This window comes from Chromobacterium sp., from assembly GCF_041912965.1.
GTDB lineage: Bacteria > Pseudomonadota > Gammaproteobacteria > Burkholderiales > Chromobacteriaceae > Chromobacterium > Chromobacterium aquaticum.
The window spans coordinates 18,888-34,088 of record NZ_JAYSGF010000036.1 but is presented as its reverse complement, the minus strand read 5'-3'; the positions used below and the strand labels follow the sequence as shown (position 1 = coordinate 34,088).

General features: G+C 65.4%; 17 protein-coding genes. 4 read left to right on the top strand and 13 right to left on the bottom strand.

Annotated elements, in window-relative coordinates; genetic code table 11:
* Positions 1 to 54 precede the first annotated feature (54 nt).
* Together ACE3QM_RS17645 and ACE3QM_RS17640 are read left to right on the top strand one after the other, a co-directional pair.
* On the top strand, positions 55 to 696 hold the full coding sequence (locus tag ACE3QM_RS17645; protein ID WP_231462162.1) for a YceH family protein: 642 nt from the start codon (positions 55 to 57) through the stop codon (positions 694 to 696).
* Between the two features lie 92 nt (positions 697 to 788).
* Entirely contained in the window at positions 789 to 1,322 is a 534-nt protein-coding gene (locus ACE3QM_RS17640; RefSeq protein ID WP_048408338.1) for a YfaZ family outer membrane protein, read from the top strand.
* 57 nt (positions 1,323 to 1,379) lie between these two features.
* Here the strand turns inward: ACE3QM_RS17640 and ACE3QM_RS17635 are convergent, their stop codons facing one another.
* Both ACE3QM_RS17635 and ACE3QM_RS17630 read right to left on the bottom strand, forming a co-directional pair.
* Positions 1,380 to 1,751, bottom strand: coding sequence for a cupin domain-containing protein (locus ACE3QM_RS17635; RefSeq protein WP_374423701.1), 372 nt, complete (start codon positions 1,749 to 1,751; stop codon positions 1,380 to 1,382).
* A 69-nt stretch (positions 1,752 to 1,820) separates the two neighbouring features.
* A complete protein-coding gene (locus ACE3QM_RS17630; protein WP_374423699.1) occupies positions 1,821 to 2,993 on the bottom strand; it encodes an MFS transporter in 1,173 nt (390 codons plus the stop codon).
* A gap of 95 nt (positions 2,994 to 3,088) precedes the next feature.
* On the opposite strand from ACE3QM_RS17630, the gene ACE3QM_RS17625 reads away from it, so the two are divergent.
* On the top strand, positions 3,089 to 3,865 hold the full coding sequence (locus tag ACE3QM_RS17625; protein WP_374423697.1) for a helix-turn-helix domain-containing protein: 777 nt from the start codon (positions 3,089 to 3,091) through the stop codon (positions 3,863 to 3,865).
* Positions 3,866 to 3,891: 26 nt separating this feature from the next.
* Here the strand turns inward: ACE3QM_RS17625 and ACE3QM_RS17620 are convergent, their stop codons facing one another.
* The 4 genes from ACE3QM_RS17620 to dsdA all read right to left on the bottom strand — a co-directional run bounded on the left by ACE3QM_RS17620 (position 3,892) and on the right by dsdA (position 9,215).
* On the bottom strand, positions 3,892 to 5,916 hold the full coding sequence (locus ACE3QM_RS17620) for a M13 family metallopeptidase (RefSeq protein WP_374423695.1): 2,025 nt from the start codon (positions 5,914 to 5,916) through the stop codon (positions 3,892 to 3,894).
* Between the two features lie 195 nt (positions 5,917 to 6,111).
* Positions 6,112 to 6,813 (bottom strand): glutathione S-transferase family protein, encoded by a 702-nt coding sequence (locus tag ACE3QM_RS17615; protein WP_374423692.1) that lies wholly within the window; start codon positions 6,811 to 6,813, stop codon positions 6,112 to 6,114.
* Positions 6,814 to 6,915: 102 nt separating this feature from the next.
* Entirely contained in the window at positions 6,916 to 7,842 is a 927-nt protein-coding gene (dsdC, locus tag ACE3QM_RS17610) for a DNA-binding transcriptional regulator DsdC (RefSeq protein WP_374423690.1), read from the bottom strand.
* Between the two features lie 14 nt (positions 7,843 to 7,856).
* Complete coding sequence (dsdA, locus tag ACE3QM_RS17605) at positions 7,857 to 9,215, bottom strand: D-serine ammonia-lyase (RefSeq protein ID WP_374423688.1); 1,359 nt, start codon at positions 9,213 to 9,215, stop codon at positions 7,857 to 7,859.
* A gap of 169 nt (positions 9,216 to 9,384) precedes the next feature.
* On the opposite strand from dsdA, the gene ACE3QM_RS17600 reads away from it, so the two are divergent.
* Positions 9,385 to 10,338 (top strand): bile acid:sodium symporter family protein, encoded by a 954-nt coding sequence (locus ACE3QM_RS17600; protein ID WP_374423685.1) that lies wholly within the window; start codon positions 9,385 to 9,387, stop codon positions 10,336 to 10,338.
* 21 nt (positions 10,339 to 10,359) lie between these two features.
* Here the strand turns inward: ACE3QM_RS17600 and ACE3QM_RS17595 are convergent, their stop codons facing one another.
* The 7 genes from ACE3QM_RS17595 to ftsA all read right to left on the bottom strand — a co-directional run bounded on the left by ACE3QM_RS17595 (position 10,360) and on the right by ftsA (position 15,191).
* Positions 10,360 to 10,641: a type II toxin-antitoxin system RelE/ParE family toxin gene (locus tag ACE3QM_RS17595; protein ID WP_374423683.1), complete on the bottom strand. Its 282-nt coding sequence runs from the start codon at positions 10,639 to 10,641 to the stop codon at positions 10,360 to 10,362.
* Positions 10,642 to 10,872, bottom strand: coding sequence for a CopG family ribbon-helix-helix protein (locus tag ACE3QM_RS17590; protein ID WP_048408346.1), 231 nt, complete (start codon positions 10,870 to 10,872; stop codon positions 10,642 to 10,644).
* Positions 10,873 to 10,947: 75 nt separating this feature from the next.
* On the bottom strand, positions 10,948 to 11,427 hold the full coding sequence (gene moaC, locus ACE3QM_RS17585) for a cyclic pyranopterin monophosphate synthase MoaC (protein WP_231461618.1): 480 nt from the start codon (positions 11,425 to 11,427) through the stop codon (positions 10,948 to 10,950).
* Positions 11,428 to 11,450: 23 nt separating this feature from the next.
* Positions 11,451 to 11,633: a hypothetical protein gene (locus tag ACE3QM_RS17580; RefSeq protein ID WP_019102328.1), complete on the bottom strand. Its 183-nt coding sequence runs from the start codon at positions 11,631 to 11,633 to the stop codon at positions 11,451 to 11,453.
* Positions 11,634 to 11,635: 2 nt separating this feature from the next.
* Positions 11,636 to 12,547, bottom strand: coding sequence for a UDP-3-O-acyl-N-acetylglucosamine deacetylase (lpxC, locus tag ACE3QM_RS17575; protein WP_048408432.1), 912 nt, complete (start codon positions 12,545 to 12,547; stop codon positions 11,636 to 11,638).
* 111 nt (positions 12,548 to 12,658) lie between these two features.
* Entirely contained in the window at positions 12,659 to 13,849 is a 1,191-nt protein-coding gene (gene ftsZ, locus ACE3QM_RS17570; RefSeq protein ID WP_048408349.1) for a cell division protein FtsZ, read from the bottom strand.
* A gap of 130 nt (positions 13,850 to 13,979) precedes the next feature.
* Positions 13,980 to 15,191, bottom strand: a complete 1,212-nt coding sequence (ftsA, locus tag ACE3QM_RS17565) for a cell division protein FtsA (RefSeq protein WP_197081372.1) — start codon at positions 15,189 to 15,191, stop codon at positions 13,980 to 13,982.
* Positions 15,192 to 15,201 lie beyond the last annotated feature (10 nt).

Below are 15,201 nucleotides of genomic sequence, written 5' to 3'. Positions count from 1 at the left end.
TGCCAATCCGGCCCGCCGTCGCTCCAGGCGCCGGCAGCCTCTAGCGGAGACATGATGGATACACATCAACTGGAAGCGCGCGAAGTGCGCGCGCTGGGCGCCCTGGTGGAAAAACAGGCGCTGACCCCGGACGCCTATCCGATGACCCTGAACGGTCTGGCCTCGGCCTGCAATCAACTGACCAGCCGCGAACCGGTGATGCAGTTGTCCGAAGCCGACCTCAGCGCGGCGCTGGACAGCCTGATCGCCAGGAAACTGGTGGCCGAGCGGCTGCCGGCCGGCAGCCGGGTGGCCAAGTACGAGCACAGGCTCAATTATGAATGGAATATAGAAGGCGCGCGGCTGGCGGCGCTGGCGCTATTGATGCTGCGCGGGCCGCAGACCGCGGCGGAGATCCGCACCCGCTCCGGCCGCATCTACGGCTTCAGCGGCGTGGAGGAAGTGGAAACCGCGCTCAATGCGCTGGCCGACAAATATCCGCCGCTGGTGCTGAAACTGGAACGCCAGCCCGGCGAGCGCGAAGCGCGCTGGGCCCATTTGCTCAGCGGCGAGCCGCAGCTGTTGCCCAGTGCCGTCGACAATGGTTGCGGGGTGATCGAGGTGGGCATTGCCGGCCGCGTCGCCGCGCTGGAAGCGGAAGTGGCCGCCCTCAAGACCCGGCTGCTGGAGCTGGAAAATCTGCTGGCCAGTGAATAATTCACCTGCGAATATTTGCTTGCGCGCAGAACTTGTTATTTAAATAGCGGTCACTTCCCTTATTGTCGAACTCACCCAAGAGAAGTGACCCTATGAAAATCCTGTCCTTCAGCGCCGCAGCGCTGCTCGCGCTGACCGCCACCGCCCACGCCGCCGATTACAACTTCATCGCCGGCAAGGATTTCCAACAGTTCAGCCGCACTCCGCAAGGCGCCGGCCTGGGCCTGTCCATCGATTACCTGAACAGCGACCACAACGGCAATGCCGGCGGCGCCGGCCTGGAGTTTGCGTTTCCGCTGGGCCCGGTGACCCTGGCCGCCGGCGGCAAGTTGATGGGGCTCAACCCCAGCAGCGGCTCCGGCACCGCCGCCCTGCTCGGCGGCCGCGCCAATATCCAGCTGGCGCCCAAGGTCAGCCTCTACGGCCAGGCCTATTACGGCGGCGACAGCATGGCCAGCGGCAGCGTCAAGAATGTCAGCGACCTCGCCGCCGGCGTGCGCTGGAACCCTATCGGCCCCTTCACCGTGGAAGCCGGCTACCGTTATTTCGATATCGAGCGCAAGAATAGCGACCGCAACCGCCGCCTGGCGGACGGCATGTATATCGGCGCCGGTTTCACCTTTTAAACCAGCACTGCGCCACGAAAAACAGCCCCGCATTGCGGGGCTGTTGTTTGTTGCGGCTCATTCGGCGCGGCTCGCTTCGAACACCGCGTAAGTCTTGCACGCCGGCTCCAGCACCTGCCAGGTGCCGACGAAGCCGGCGGGAATCACGAAGTGATCGCCCTGCGTCAACTCCACGCTGTGCCCGGCCTCGTCGCTGACGCGCACCCGGCCCTGCAGCAGCGTGCAGAACTCATGCTCGCTATAACGCACTTTCCAGCAGCCCAGCCCGCCGCTCCAGATGCCGGCGTGGAACTGACCGCTGGGATCGGAATAGTGGTTGGCCACAGTTTGCCGGCATTCGCCGGCGACGCGGCGATCCTCGGCCGCCACAAAAGATTCCACCGCCACATCGTGGCGCTGGAACACAATGATATCGCTGGCCTGCTTCATCGCTCTACCCTCCATTTCTGTTTGATATTTTTAACACAATGCCATGAAGCAGACAGGATATTCAACTCCCTACCGATTCAATCGCCGCGCCGCCGGCCACATCGCCGCGCACAGCAACACCATCGCCAAGGGCTGGTACCAGGCATGCGGCTGATACGCCGCGCCAAGCAAGCCCAGGCCGCCGGCGATCAGCAGGTAGTACATCAAGCCCAACACCGCGCCGGCTGTGCCCTGCACCTGGCGGTAATCCCGCAAGGCCCCGGCCAGCAGCGGCGGAATCGCGCAGCCGAAGGCCGCGGAAATCGCCAACTGGCTGGCCAGCAGCACGCCGGCCGCCAGCGCCGGCCACAAACCCGGCCAGGCGCTGAACATCTGGACCAGGGCCGCCGCGCCGGCGGCGATCAAGGCCAGCCGTGGCAAGTGCTCGGCGCCGCCGCGCGCCGCCAGCCGGCGGTTGACCGCGCCGCCGAACAAACCGCCGACGGCCACCAACAAGCCGCTGACGCCGAACAACCAGGCCGGCATGCCCAGCAATTGCAGCGTGAACGGCGCCAGCGTGTAAAAGCCGAACAGCAGCAGATTGAAGCCAGCCACCAGCCATACCGTGGCCAGCACCCGCGGATCTCGCGCCATGCTGGCCGCCACCGCGCCCAAGGCGGCCGGCGGCGGCAGGTCCGCCGGTCGGGTCTCGCCGACAAAACGCCACGACAGCGTCAGCAGCAGCAAGGCCAGCGCGCCCAATGCGGAGAACACGCCCAGATGGCCGAAACCGGCCACCAGCAAAGCGCCCAGCGGCGGGCCCAGCGCCGGCGACAAGGACAGCACCGCGCTGACCGTGGCGAACACCGCCAGCAGCGCCGGTCCCTGGTAACGGTCGCGCAGCATGGTTTGCACCACCACCGAGCCGGCGCTGGCGCCGAAGGCCAGCAATAGCCTGGCCAGCAGCAGCACGGTGAAATCGCGGCTCAGCCAGGCCAAGCCCGCCCCGGCGCCGTAACACAGCAAGGCCGCCAGCAAGGCCGGCCGCCGTCCGTATAGATCTGCGCAACGTCCCCAGCACACCACCCCGAAGGCGAAGGCCAGGAAATACACGCTCATCGTCAACTGCGCCTGGCCGGCGCTGACGCGGTAAGCCTGGGCGATCTCGGTCAAGGCCGGCGCGTAAATGGTTTCACTCAATTGCGGAAAACCCAGCAATAAAATCAGCAGCGCCAGCGGCGCCGCCCGGATCGCGGTTTTCATTTCGTCCTCCCTAAAACAATTGAGCACGGATTGTAGGAGGATGAAAGCCCGTCTATTATCGATGGATAGCCATAAAACATTGAGAATCGGACAAGATGCCGCGCTACCTGCCCGCCACGGCGCCGGACCCGGACCAGCTCGCCGATCCCATCGTCGGCATGGCCATAGACGCGCCGGCGCCGCATGACTCCGGCCTGCACCGTCACCGGCGCGCGCAACTGATGTACGCGGTCAGCGGCGTGCTGCAGATCCGCATCGGCCACACCCGCTGCGTGCTGCCGCCGACGATGGCGGCCTGGATTCCCTCCGGGCTGTGGCACCAGGCCGAAACCGGCAAGCCTTTCGCCTATCGCAGCCTGTATTTCGACCCCGCGGTCTACCCCGCGCTGCCGCAACGGCCGCAGGTCATCGCCGTCGGCCCGCTGCTGCGCGAGTTGATCGTGCGGGTGGCGGAATGGCCGCTGACGCCGCTGGAGCCGGCGCGGCAGCGACTGGTGGAGGTGTTGCTGGACGAGGCCGGCCGCGCGCCGGAGCAGGCGCTGAGCCTGCCCTTGCCGCAGGATAGGCGGCTACTGCGCATTGCCGAGCAGCTATTGCAACAGCCCGGCGACGAGGCCACGCTGGAGCAGTTGGCCGCCCAGGCCGGCGCCAGCGCGCGCACCGTCAATCGGCTGTTCCAGCAACAGACCGGACTCAGCTTCAGCGCCTGGCGGCGGCAATTGAAAATGATGGAGGCCAGCCGGCTGCTGGCCGAGGGGGAAAGTGTCAGCCGGGTGGCGGCGGAATTGGGCTATGCGCAGGACAGCGCCTTCATCGCCATGTTCCGCCGCCATGCCGGGCTCACGCCCGGCCGGCTCAAGCGCTCAGTCTGAGCAACGCTTCACGCTCCGCTAACGGCTCACCACCACAGATGAAAACGCTGCTTGGGCGATAGATACATCTTGTCGCCCGGCTTGACGCCGAAGGCCTGGTAGAAGGGCTCCATATTGCTGGCGGTGCCGATGGGCCGCCACAGGTCCGGCGTGTGCGGGTCCGACACCAGCTGCTTGAGCGTGGCTTCGTCGCGGCTCTTGCTGCGCCAGGATTGGGCGAAGGCGATGAAGAAGCGCTGATCGCCGCTCATGCCGTCCAGCACCGGCGCGTCCTTGCCGGCCAGCGCCAGATGATAGGCCTTGTACGCCACTTCCAGGCCGGCGTTGTCGGCGATGTTCTCGCCCAGGGTCAGCTCGCCGTTGACATGATGGCCGGGCACCGGCTGGTAGCGGCCGTACTGCTTGACCAGCTTGCGCGTGGCCGCCTTGAAGCGCGCCTTGTCGCTGGCGGTCCACCAGTTGCGCATATTGCCGTCGCCGTCGAACTGGCTGCCCTGATCGTCGAAGCCATGGCTGATTTCGTGGCCTATGGTGGCGCCTATGCTGCCGTAGTTGACCGCCGGATCAAAGCCGGGGTCGAAATACGGCGCTTGCAGAATCGCGGCCGGGAACACGATCTCGTTATTCGCCGGGTTGTAATAGGCATTCACCGTCTGCGGCGTCATGCTCCATTCCTTGCGATCCACCGGCTGGCCCAGCTTGCCGCTCATATAGCGGTAATTGAAGCTCGCGATGCGCCGCACATTGCCGACCAGGTCGTCCGGCGCCAGCTGCAGGCCGCCGTAATCGCGCCACTTGTCCGGATAGCCTATCTTCAGCGTGTACTTGGACAGCTTGATATGGGCCTGGCGCTTGGTGGCGGCGCTCATCCAGTCCAGGGTGTCGATGGACTGGTCGTAGGCCTGCAGCAGATTGCGCACCAGTTCGTCGGCCTGGCGCTTGGCCTCCGGCGTGAAGTAGCGCGCCACATAGAGCTTGCCCAGCGCCTCGCCCAGGCCGTTTTCCACCATGCCCACACCGCGTTTCCAGCGTGGCCGGTTCTGTTTGCGGCCTTCCAGGGTCTTGCCGTAGAAATCGAAATGGGCGTCGACAAAGGCCGGCGTCAGGCTGGGCGCATAGGCGTCCAACGTGCGCGCCAGCAGATAATTACGCAGCGTGGCCGCCGGCGTGGCCCGCAATAGCGGCGCCAGCTTGAGCAGATAGCTGGGCTGGTCCAGGTTCAGATGCTCGGCCGCGCCCAGGCCGGCATCGCTCAGCAAGGCCGGCCAATCGTAGCCGGGCTGCCGGCGCGCCAGTTCGGCCCGGCTCAGCTTGTTATAGGTTTTCTGGATATCGCGGTTCTCGACATTGGTCCACTGGATTTTCGCCAGCCGAGTCTCGAAGGCCAGCACGTCGCGGGCGCGGCTTTGCGGCTGGTCCAGTTCCGCCAGCGTGAACAGCCGTTCCAGATAGGCCTGATAAGCTTGGCGCGCGGCGGCGAAGTCGGCGGACTTGCCCAGGTAGTAGTCCTGGTCCATCGCCAGGCCGGACTGGCCGACACCGGCCAGGTAGGCGGCGGAATTCTTGGAATCCTGGCTCACGTAGAAGCGGAACGGCGTATCCACCGGCTGATCCTGCAAGCGGCCCATATAGCGCACCGCCTCCGCCGCCGAGCCCAGGCCGGCCACCGCCCGCAGCGATTCGCGCAGCGGCTCCAGCCCGCGCCGGACAATGGCGTCCTCGTCCATGAAGCTGCGGTATAGCGCGGAGATCTGCCCCGCTTCCGCGCCGCCGTCCGTACGCTGGCCGGCCTGTTCGATCAACTGGCGCAGCCGTTCCAGATTGCGGTCCACCAAGGTTTCCGCCACGCCCGCCGAGGAGCGCTCGGCCGGAATCACCGTGTTCTGGATCCAGCGGCCATTGGCGTGCAGCGACAGATTATCCTGCACCCGCACCGCCGGATCGATGCCGTTCAAATCAATGCCGTAGCGGCCATAATCCGGCGCGGCGTCGGCCCAGGCGCCGGCCGCGCACAATGAAGCCGCCAAGGGCAGCAGTCTGCTCATCTTCATGTTTTCCCCTTTGTTTTTGTCTTAGAGCCTGTTCAAAGTCTCGCGAGCTAAGGCGAGACAAGGCGAAAACGAGCGAAAAAGCGGAATGTACTCGTGGTACATGAGCATTTTGAGCTTGTCCTCACCGTGCAACGCTTCACGACGCGCAGCAGATCGTAAACAGGTTCTTACCGCGGCGCTGTGGGCCCAGCCAGCCTATCCACTGTAAAACTCGGCCCTCAGTCTTTCCGCATAGGCCACCAGATTCGGCCTTGCCAGCATCAGCGCCCGCGACGGGGTTTCCCCCATCGCGTCGGTCAGCGCGCTGCTGACGAAGGCGTAGACGCTGGCGTCTATCCAGGTGGCGGTGTCGCCCATGAAATAACGCTGCTCGCCCAACAAGGCTGACAGCGCCGCCACGTCCGCCTCCAGCAGCCGCAGGCGCTCCGCCACGCTGAAACGGCCCATGCCCTGCCCCTGCAGATTGGCGCGCACCTTGCGCCGCACCAGCCTCGTCACCAAGCCGCGCAGCAAGGCCGGCACGCCCTTGAAGAACACGCTGGGACCGCGCTCGAAATACGCGTCCACCATCCAGCGCTCATGCACGATGCCCCAGTAGAAATGCTCGCCCAGCATGCAATCCACGCTCCAGGCCAGCGCCTTCTGCTCCTCGCTGAGGCCAGCGTCCAGCGTGATGCCGTGCTTGTCCGCCAGGTGCAGGCGGATCAGCGTGGAGTCCGGCACGATCTGGCCATCGTCGTCGATGCAGGGCAGCTTGCCCTTGGGCGCCTTGCGCATATCGCCGCGCTCGCGGCGGTAAGGCAGGCCGGACAGCTTCAACAGCAAATCCGCCTTCACCACGAAGGGGCTGGGGTCCATCAGGCCCAGGGCCGGGCCGAACTGGTACAGGGTGATCATCAAGCGCCTCCGGCAATCTTCATGACATTGAACTGGAGCAGACTAGCATGCCGCCGGGAACCCGCGCGAGAGGCCGGGAATGAAAAGAGGAAGTCGGGCCGCCTAATCCGCCGCGCAAGCCCGTAGCCAGTCCATCACCGCGCGCACCCGCGGCGATGGCGCCTGCGGCGGGCGCACCAGGTAATAAGCTTGCGGCCCCAAGGGTTGAAACGGCCCCAGCGGCAGCATCAGTTCGCCGCGATCCAACAACGCTTGCACCAGCCGCCGCCGCCCCAGCGCCACGCCGGCGTGATGCGCGGCCGCCTGCGCGCACAGCTCGGAGCGGTCGAAGCTGATGCCCCGCGCCGGCAGCGCCACGCCATGACACCGCGCCCACTCCCGCCATTCGGCATCGTGAGCCGCCCGCTCCCAGGCCTGGGCGTCGTGCAAGAGCAGGCATGCGGCCAAGGCCGCCGGATTGTCGCGCAGGCCGTGCCTGTCCGCGTACTCCGGGCTGCACACCGGCGCCACTTGCTCATCCATCAGGCGCTGCGCGTCCAGGCCGGGAAACTCGCCGGCCGAGTAATACAGCGCCAGGTCGATATTCCAGCTGCGAAAATCCACCATTTCGTTGCCGCTGCGGATGTCCAGCGCGATGCGCGGATGACGCGCGGCGAAGTCCGCCAGCCGCGGCGCCAGCCAGCATTGCGCCAGCGAGGGCCGCGCGTACAAGGCCACCGCGCCGGCCGGCTCGGCTTCCTCCTGCGGATTCAGCGCGGCCTCCAGCTGAGCTTGACCGGCCAGCCAGGCCTGATAGATGCGTGCGCCGTCCTCGCTCAGCCTCAGGCTGCGGGTCAACCGTAGGAACAGGCGGGTGCCCAGCGCCCGTTCCAGCCGGGCGATGCGATGGCTGACCGCGCTGGCGCTCAGACACAGCTCTGCCGCGGCGCGGGCGAAGCTCAGATGCCGCGCCGCCGCCGCGAAGGTGTGCAGATTGGACCATTGCGCGCCGTCCAGGCGGACACCGGCGCGCGGAGGAAGATTCAGCATATCGCCAGCATCGTTCACGCCGTCAGCCGTCGCCGGCCTTCCGCCAGATAGGCGTCCATTTCCGCCGGCGGCACCATGCCGCCGCCGGTGCCCCACACCAGATGGCTGGCGCGCGCCAGCCGCTCCGGGCTCAAGCCCAGCCGCTGGCGGTAACCCTGGGTCTCGCTCAACACCCGCAGCGGCCCCGGCATGCCGGCCAGCGCCGACGGCTCCAGCCGCAAGCCCTGCTCGCGCTCCAGCAAGGCCAGCAAGCGGTAGAGCTCGGCATCGTCCACCGTGTAATAGCCGTCTATCAACCGCTGCATCGCGCGGCCGACGAAGCCGGACGGGCGGCCCACCGCCAGGCCGTCGGCGGCGGTCAGATTGTCGATGCCGAAATCCTGCACCGCCACCTCATCATGCAGTCCGGTGTAAACGCCCAACAACATGCAGGGCGCGTGGGTGGGTTCGGCGAACAGGCAATGCACCGCGTCGCCGAAAGCCAGCTTGAGGCCGAAAGCAACCCCGCCCGGCCCGCCGCCGACGCCGCAGGGCAGATACACCAGCAGCGGGTGTTCCGCGTCCACCCGGACGCCCTGCTCCGCCAACTGGCCGCGCAGACGCTCCGCCGCCACCGCGTAACCAAGGAATAGATTGACCGAATTCTCGTCGTCGACGAAATGACAGCGCGGATCGGACGCCGCCTGTTTGCGGCCTTCGGCCACCGCCACGCTGTAATCGGACGGATACTCGACCACCTCGACCCCATGGCTGCGCAGCAAATCCTTCTTCCACTGCCGCGCGTCCGCCGACATATGCACGCTGGCCTGGAAGCCCAGCTTGGCGCTGATGATGCCTATGGACAGGCCCAGGTTGCCGGTGGAGCCCACCGCCACCCGGTAGCCGCCGAAGAAGGCCCGCGCCTCGGCGCTGTCCAGCCCGGCGTAGTCGTCCCCCTCCCGCAGCAGGCCATGACTCAGCGCCAAGCTTTCCGCGTGCTTCAATACCTCGTAAATGCCGCCGCGCGCCTTGATGGAGCCGGAAATCGGCAACAGATTATCCGCCTTCAGCCACAGGCCGCCGCCGTCCGCCAACCCGGCCTCGGCCCACAAGGCCGCGCGCATCGCCGGCAGCGGCAGCAGCGGCGATTCGATGATGCCGCCGCTGGCGGCCGCGTCCTGAAACACCCGCGCCAGATAGGGCGCGAAACGGCGCAAACGCGCATCGGCGTCCGCGACATCGGCCCGGCTCAAGCCCACGTCGGCCAGCGCTTCCGCCGCCGGCGCCAGCGCGGGGTTGAACCAGCTCAAAGGCCGCAAGGCCATCAAGGACGTCAATAAGGGGTGGCTGGCCTGCCAGTCGGCCACGGTCTTGCCGGCAATCGTCGCTTGCATCGCGCGCTCCATGGAATCGAAGACCCGATTAAACCGCGCCGCGCCGCCGCTGGCAAAAGACGATTGCGCAGCCGACGGCTGACGCTGGATCAGCCATGCGCGCGCGGACTTGCCAGACACCGGGGCGCATCGCCTATGATGGGCGCATCGTCCGCCGCCAGGAGTCGCCGTGCTCGCCACAATCACCCGCCTGTTCCCGCTATGGGCCCTGCTGCTGTCCGCCGTCGCTTACCAGCGGCCGGCGGCGTTCACCCCGCTGCTGCCGCATACCGGGCTGCTGCTGGCGGTAATCATGTTCGCGATGGGGCTGACGCTGACGCTGGACGATTTCAAGCGGGTGCTGAGCCGGCCGGCGCCGGTGCTGGCCGGCCTGGGTCTGCACTATCTGGTGATGCCGCTGGCGGCCTGGGCGCTGGCGCGGCTGTTCCAGATGCCGCCGCAGCTGGCCATCGGCATGATTCTGGTGGGCAGCGTCGCCAGCGGCACCGCGTCGAATGTGATCATCTATCTATCGCGCGGCGACGTGGCGCTGTCGGTCACCATTTCCTCGCTGTCGACGCTGGTCGGCGTGGTGGCCACGCCGCTGCTGACCCGGCTGTACGTGGACGCGGCGATCAAGGTGGAAGTGGCGGCGATGCTGCTGAGCATTCTGCAGATCGTCATCCTGCCGATAGGCCTGGGCCTGCTGGCCCATCGCTTCTTCACGCCCCAGGTCCGCCGGCTGGAGCCGCTGCTGCCGCTGTTGTCGATGCTGGCCATCGTCGCGCTGATCGCCGCCATCGTCGCCGGCAGCAAGAACCACATCGCCACGGTGGGCTGGCTGACCATTCTGGCGGTGATGCTGCACAACGCCATCGGCCTGTTGGGCGGGTATTGGGGAGGACGCTTGCTGGGCTTCGACGAATCGGTGTGCCGCACGCTGGCGATCGAGGTGGGCATGCAGAACTCCGGCCTGGCCGCCCAGCTGGGCAAGGCCTACTTCAGCCCGCTGGCGGCCTTGCCCGGCGCGCTGTTCTCGGTCTGGCACAATATTTCCGGCTCGCTCTTGGCCGGCTATTGGCGGGACAAGCCAACCGAACGTAGGCGTCAAGCGTCGCGGGCCGGCGCGGAGCAAACGCCGTAAACTTCCAACCAGCGCCAATACTCACCAACGTTTGGGCGGCCGACGGCGGGTATGGAATATGCGGAGAATTTGAACCTGATCGTCCTTGACCCGATAGGGAATCAGGTAGGGGTAGCCTTCCAGCACCAGTTCGCGCGTGCCAGGGACGCGTCCAGGTCTGCCTGTCTCGGGAAAATCCGCCAGATGCTTGGTTGCGGCTCTGACCGCCCTCACCAGGGCGGCCGCGGCGGGGTTTTCCTCGGCGATGAACTCTGCCTCTTGCTGGAGATTTTGCAGCGCGCTCCGCAGCCAGACGAGCCGCACTTATGCTCCATGCTTGGCGAAGAATGCGCTCACTTCGTCGGAGGAAGCGAAATCGCCGGCATCCGCTTCCTTCAAGCCCGCCTCAATAGCCTGCACCTGCCAAGCCTCACGCTCCAGATAATCGCCGATGGCTTGCGTCACCAGGAATGATTTGCTGCGACCGGTCGCATGCGCCAAAGCTTCGAGTTGCTGGGCGACATCATCGGCCACTCTCACGGACATGACACTCATGGCAACTCCTCCTGAAACCACAATGTATACACAGCATACAAGGTAAGGCTCTTGTTTGCCGCCCTGCGTGGACCGTCAGCCTTCCACCCGCCAATGCCCGCTCTTGCCGCCCTCTTTCTCCAGCAGCCGCACGCCCTCGATGACCATGCCGCGATCCACCGCCTTGCACATATCGTAAATGGTCAGCAGGCCGACATTGGCGGCGGTCAGCGCTTCCATTTCCACCCCGGTCTGGCCGCTACATTCCGCGGTGACTTCGATGCGCACGGCGCTATCGGCCTCCAGTAGTTCGAAGTCCACCGCCACGCGGGTCAGCGCGATCGGATGGCAGAGCGGGATCAGGTCCGCGGCCTTCTTGGACGCCATGATCGCGGCGATGCGGGCGATGCCGAGCACATCGCCTTTTTTATGGCCGCCATCCTTCACCAGCGCGAAGGTGGCGGGCAGCATGCGGATGCGGCCTTCGGCCACCGCGCGGCGGCGGCTGTGCGCCTTGGCGCCGACGTCGACCATATGGGCCTGGCCGCCGGCGTCGAAATGAGTCAATTCGGACATGGGTTCATCACTCCTCCGGCCTGCTAGGACAGCAGCCGGTAAATCAGCCAGAAGGCGCTGACCAGCACCACCAGGCCGCCGCTCCAGCGGGCGATGCGGCCGAGGTAGCGCAGGTAGAGCGGATTGCGGGTCAATAGATAACAGACGCCTGCCCAGCCCAGCAGCAGGATGGTGACGAGCAGCCACAGGCGCCAGAAACCAAACACCGCTAGGCCACCTCCGGCAGCCGGTGGAAGCTGGACGGCGCGTCCAGCGGGTCGTCGTAGCTGACGTATTCCCACGCTTCCGGCGTCTCCAGCAGCTTGCGCAACAGCTTGTTGTTCATCGCGTGGCCGGATTTGTGGCCGGAGAAGGCGGCGATCAACGGGTGGCCGATGATGTAGAGGTCGCCGATGGCGTCCAGGATTTTGTGGCGAACGAATTCATCGGGGAAACGCAGGCCTTCCGGATTCAGCACGTATTCGTCGTCGATGACGATGGCGTTGTCCAGGCTGCCGCCGCGGCCCAGGCCGTGGTTGCGCATGTACTCCACCTCGTGCATGAAGCCGAAGGTGCGCGCGCGGCTGATCTCGTCGGTATAGGAATGGCGCGCGAAATCCACCGCCACCGTCTGCGGCGCCAGATTGAAGGCCGGATGGTTGAAGTCTATGGACAACGTGACCTTGAAGCCCTCGTGCGGCTCCAGCTTCACCCACACGCCGCGCTCTTCCACCTCCACCGTCTGGGTGACGCGGATGAAGCGCTTCTTGGCGCCCTGCTCGACCACGCCCGCGGTCTGCAGCAGGTAAATGAAAGGGGCGGCGGATCCGTCCATGATGGGGATCTCCGCCGCCGTGACCTCAATCACGAGGTTGTCGATGCCAAAGCCCGCCAGGGCCGACATCAAATGCTCGATCGTGCCGACACGCACGCCGGTGTCTGTCACCAGCGTGGAGGAGAGTCGCGTGTCGTTGACGAGCGATGGATCCACCTTCACCTCCACCGGCTCGGGCAAGTCGGTGCGGCGAAAGACGATCCCGGTGTCGGGCGCGGCCGGCAGCAGGGTGAGCTTCACCCGCTCGCCGGAGTGCAAACCCACACCCGTGGCGCTTATCGCTTGTTTCAGCGTGCGCTGCAATATCATGTCGGGCATCTCGAACAAATGGGAATGCCCGATTCTAGCACAGTCAAAAACCGCACTTTATTGATTGATTTGCAGTACGAAATAGCTTTCTTCTATAGCGGCTCCGCCTCAGTCCGCCTGCTTGCGCAGGAAGGCCGGGATGTCATAGCTTTCGCTCACTTCCGGGTTGGAGAAGTCCATGGACGGCGCGGCGCGGCGACGGCCCTGGCGCATGATGGCCGGGGTATCGAAGTCGTCGTAGCTGACCACTTCCACCGCGCGGTCGTCGGTGCCGGTCTTGACGATCTTGATGTATTCCGGACGCTCCTCGGTATTGCGCGCGGTCTTCTTCTGGCCCAGGCCGGTGGCGATCAGGGTCACGCGGATGGTGTCTTCCGGCATGTCTTCCACTTCGGCGGTGCCGAACTTGATCTGCGCGTCTTCATCCGCGTACTGGCGCACGATGCCCATGATTTCGCGATACTCGCTCATCTTCAGGCAGCCAGGCGCGGTGGAGATGTTGACCAGCACGCCGCGCGCGCCTTCCAGCGTGATGTTGTCCAGCAACGGGCTGGCCACGGCCTGCTCGGCGGCCACGCGAGCGCGGTCGATGCCGGAGGCGTAGGCGGAACCCATCATCGCCAGGCCCATTTCGCTCATCACGGTGCGCACGTCGGCGAAGTCGACGTTGATCAGGCCCGGGCAAGTGATCACTTCGGCGATGCCGGCCACCGCGCCCTTGAGCACGTCGTCGGCGGCGCGGAAGGCTTCGCGCATGGTCACGTCGTCGCCCAGCACTTCCATCAGTTTTTCATTGGGGATCACGATCAGCGAATCAACGTGCTTTTTCAGATCCTCGATGCCGTTCTGCGCCACTTTCATGCGCTTGCCTTCGTGCTCGAACGGACGAGTGACCACGCCCACGGTCAGGATGCCCATTTCCTTGGCCACTTCGGCGACAACGGGCGCCGCGCCGGTACCGGTGCCACCGCCCATGCCGGCGGTGACGAACACCATATTGGAGCCGCGCAGCATCTCGGCGATGCGTTCGCGGTCTTCCAGCGCCGCGCTGCGGCCCACTTCCGGGTTGGCGCCCGCGCCCAGGCCACGGGTCAGGTTGTTGCCCAGCTGCAGTTTCTGCGGCGACTTGTTGCGCAGCAGCGATTGGGCGTCGGTGTTGGCGCAGATGAATTCCACGCCGTGCACATTGCCTTCAATCATATTGTCGATGGCGTTGCAACCGCCGCCGCCGACGCCGATGACTTTGATGATCGCCACATTGGCGGTTTCTTGCATAACTTCGAAGACCATTCCGCTCATTTTTCTCTCCTCAATAAAGATGAGCTACCTACTTCAGATACATCTGCCCGATCGCTATCGTGGCCAGCGAGTGCGCCGGCCGCGTAGCGCTTAGTACAATGTTCACGATCCGCGGATCGTCAACAAACTCTTAAAAATTGCCAGCAAACCACGCCTTCATGCGCGTGAACATCTGGCCCACACCCGCCGTCTCCACCTTGGGGCCGGCATGCGTTTGAATCTGGTCCTTGCCGTACAACAGCAGGCCGACGCCGGTGGAGAAGCGCGGGGTCTTCACCACTTCCGCCAGGCCGCCCACATACTTGGGCACGCCGACGCGCACCGGCATGTGGAATACTTCTTCCGCCAGCTCCACCATGCCCGGCATCAGGCTGGCGCCGCCGGTGAGCACGATGCCGGAGGACAGCAAATCCTCGAAACCGCTGCGGCGCAGTTCCTGCTGCACCAGCTGGAACAACTCTTCCACCCGCGGCTCCACCACTTCGGCCAGCGTGGCGCGCGACATCTGCCGCGGCCCGCGCTCGCCCACGCCCGGCACTTCTATCATCTGGCTGGGGTCGGCCATCGCCACCAGCGCCACCGCGTGCTGGATCTTGATGTCCTCGGCTTCCTTGGTCGGGGTGCGCAAGGCCATGGCGATGTCGTTGGTGATCTGGTCGCCGGCGATCGGAATCACCGCGGTGTGGCGGATCGCGCCATTGGCGTAGACCGCGATATCGGTGGTGCCGCCGCCGATGTCGATCAGGCAAACGCCCAGGTCTTTTTCGTCTTCCGACAGCACCGCGATGGCGGAAGCCATCGGCTGCAGCACCAGGTCGGACACTTCCAGGCCGCAGCGGCGCACGCACTTGGTCACGTTCTGCGCGGCGGACACCGCGCCGGTGACGATGTGCACCTTGGCTTCCAGCCGCACGCCGCTCATGCCCAGCGGCTCGCGCACGCCTTCCTGGCCGTCGATGCTGTATTCCTGGGTCAGGATGTGCAGCACCTGATGGTCCGGCGGAATGGTCACCGCGCGCGCGGTTTCAATCACGCGGTCGATGTCCATCTTGGTGACTTCGCGATCCTTGATCGCCACCATGCCGTGCGAGTTCACGCTCTTGATGTGACTGCCGGCGATGCCGGCGAACACCTCGTGAATCTTGCAGTCGGCCATCAGTTCCGCCTCTTCCAGCGCGCGCTGGATGGCCTGCACCGTGGATTCGATGTTCACCACCATGCCGCGCTTCAAACCGCGCGACGGGGTGTGGCCCATGCCGACGATATTGAGTTGGCCGTCCTCCAGGACTTCTGCGACGATCGCCACAATCTTGGATGTGCCGATGTCGAGGCCAACCAGCATGTTCTTGCTT

Coding starts and splice junctions, on each gene's coding strand:
- ACE3QM_RS17645 (WP_231462162.1), top strand. CDS start 55: ATGGATACACATCAACTGGAAGCGCGCGAAGTGCGCGCGCTGGGCGCC.
- ACE3QM_RS17640 (WP_048408338.1), top strand. CDS start 789: ATGAAAATCCTGTCCTTCAGCGCCGCAGCGCTGCTCGCGCTGACCGCC.
- ACE3QM_RS17635 (WP_374423701.1), bottom strand. CDS start 1,751: ATGAAGCAGGCCAGCGATATCATTGTGTTCCAGCGCCACGATGTGGCG.
- ACE3QM_RS17630 (WP_374423699.1), bottom strand. CDS start 2,993: ATGAAAACCGCGATCCGGGCGGCGCCGCTGGCGCTGCTGATTTTATTG.
- ACE3QM_RS17625 (WP_374423697.1), top strand. CDS start 3,089: ATGCCGCGCTACCTGCCCGCCACGGCGCCGGACCCGGACCAGCTCGCC.
- ACE3QM_RS17620 (WP_374423695.1), bottom strand. CDS start 5,916: ATGAAGATGAGCAGACTGCTGCCCTTGGCGGCTTCATTGTGCGCGGCC.
- ACE3QM_RS17615 (WP_374423692.1), bottom strand. CDS start 6,813: ATGATCACCCTGTACCAGTTCGGCCCGGCCCTGGGCCTGATGGACCCC.
- dsdC (WP_374423690.1), bottom strand. CDS start 7,842: ATGCTGAATCTTCCTCCGCGCGCCGGTGTCCGCCTGGACGGCGCGCAA.
- dsdA (WP_374423688.1), bottom strand. CDS start 9,215: ATGCAAGCGACGATTGCCGGCAAGACCGTGGCCGACTGGCAGGCCAGC.
- ACE3QM_RS17590 (WP_048408346.1), bottom strand. CDS start 10,872: ATGAGTGTCATGTCCGTGAGAGTGGCCGATGATGTCGCCCAGCAACTC.
- moaC (WP_231461618.1), bottom strand. CDS start 11,427: ATGTCCGAATTGACTCATTTCGACGCCGGCGGCCAGGCCCATATGGTC.
- ftsZ (WP_048408349.1), bottom strand. CDS start 13,849: ATGAGCGGAATGGTCTTCGAAGTTATGCAAGAAACCGCCAATGTGGCG.
- ftsA (WP_197081372.1), bottom strand. CDS start 15,191: ATGCTGGTTGGCCTCGACATCGGCACATCCAAGATTGTGGCGATCGTC.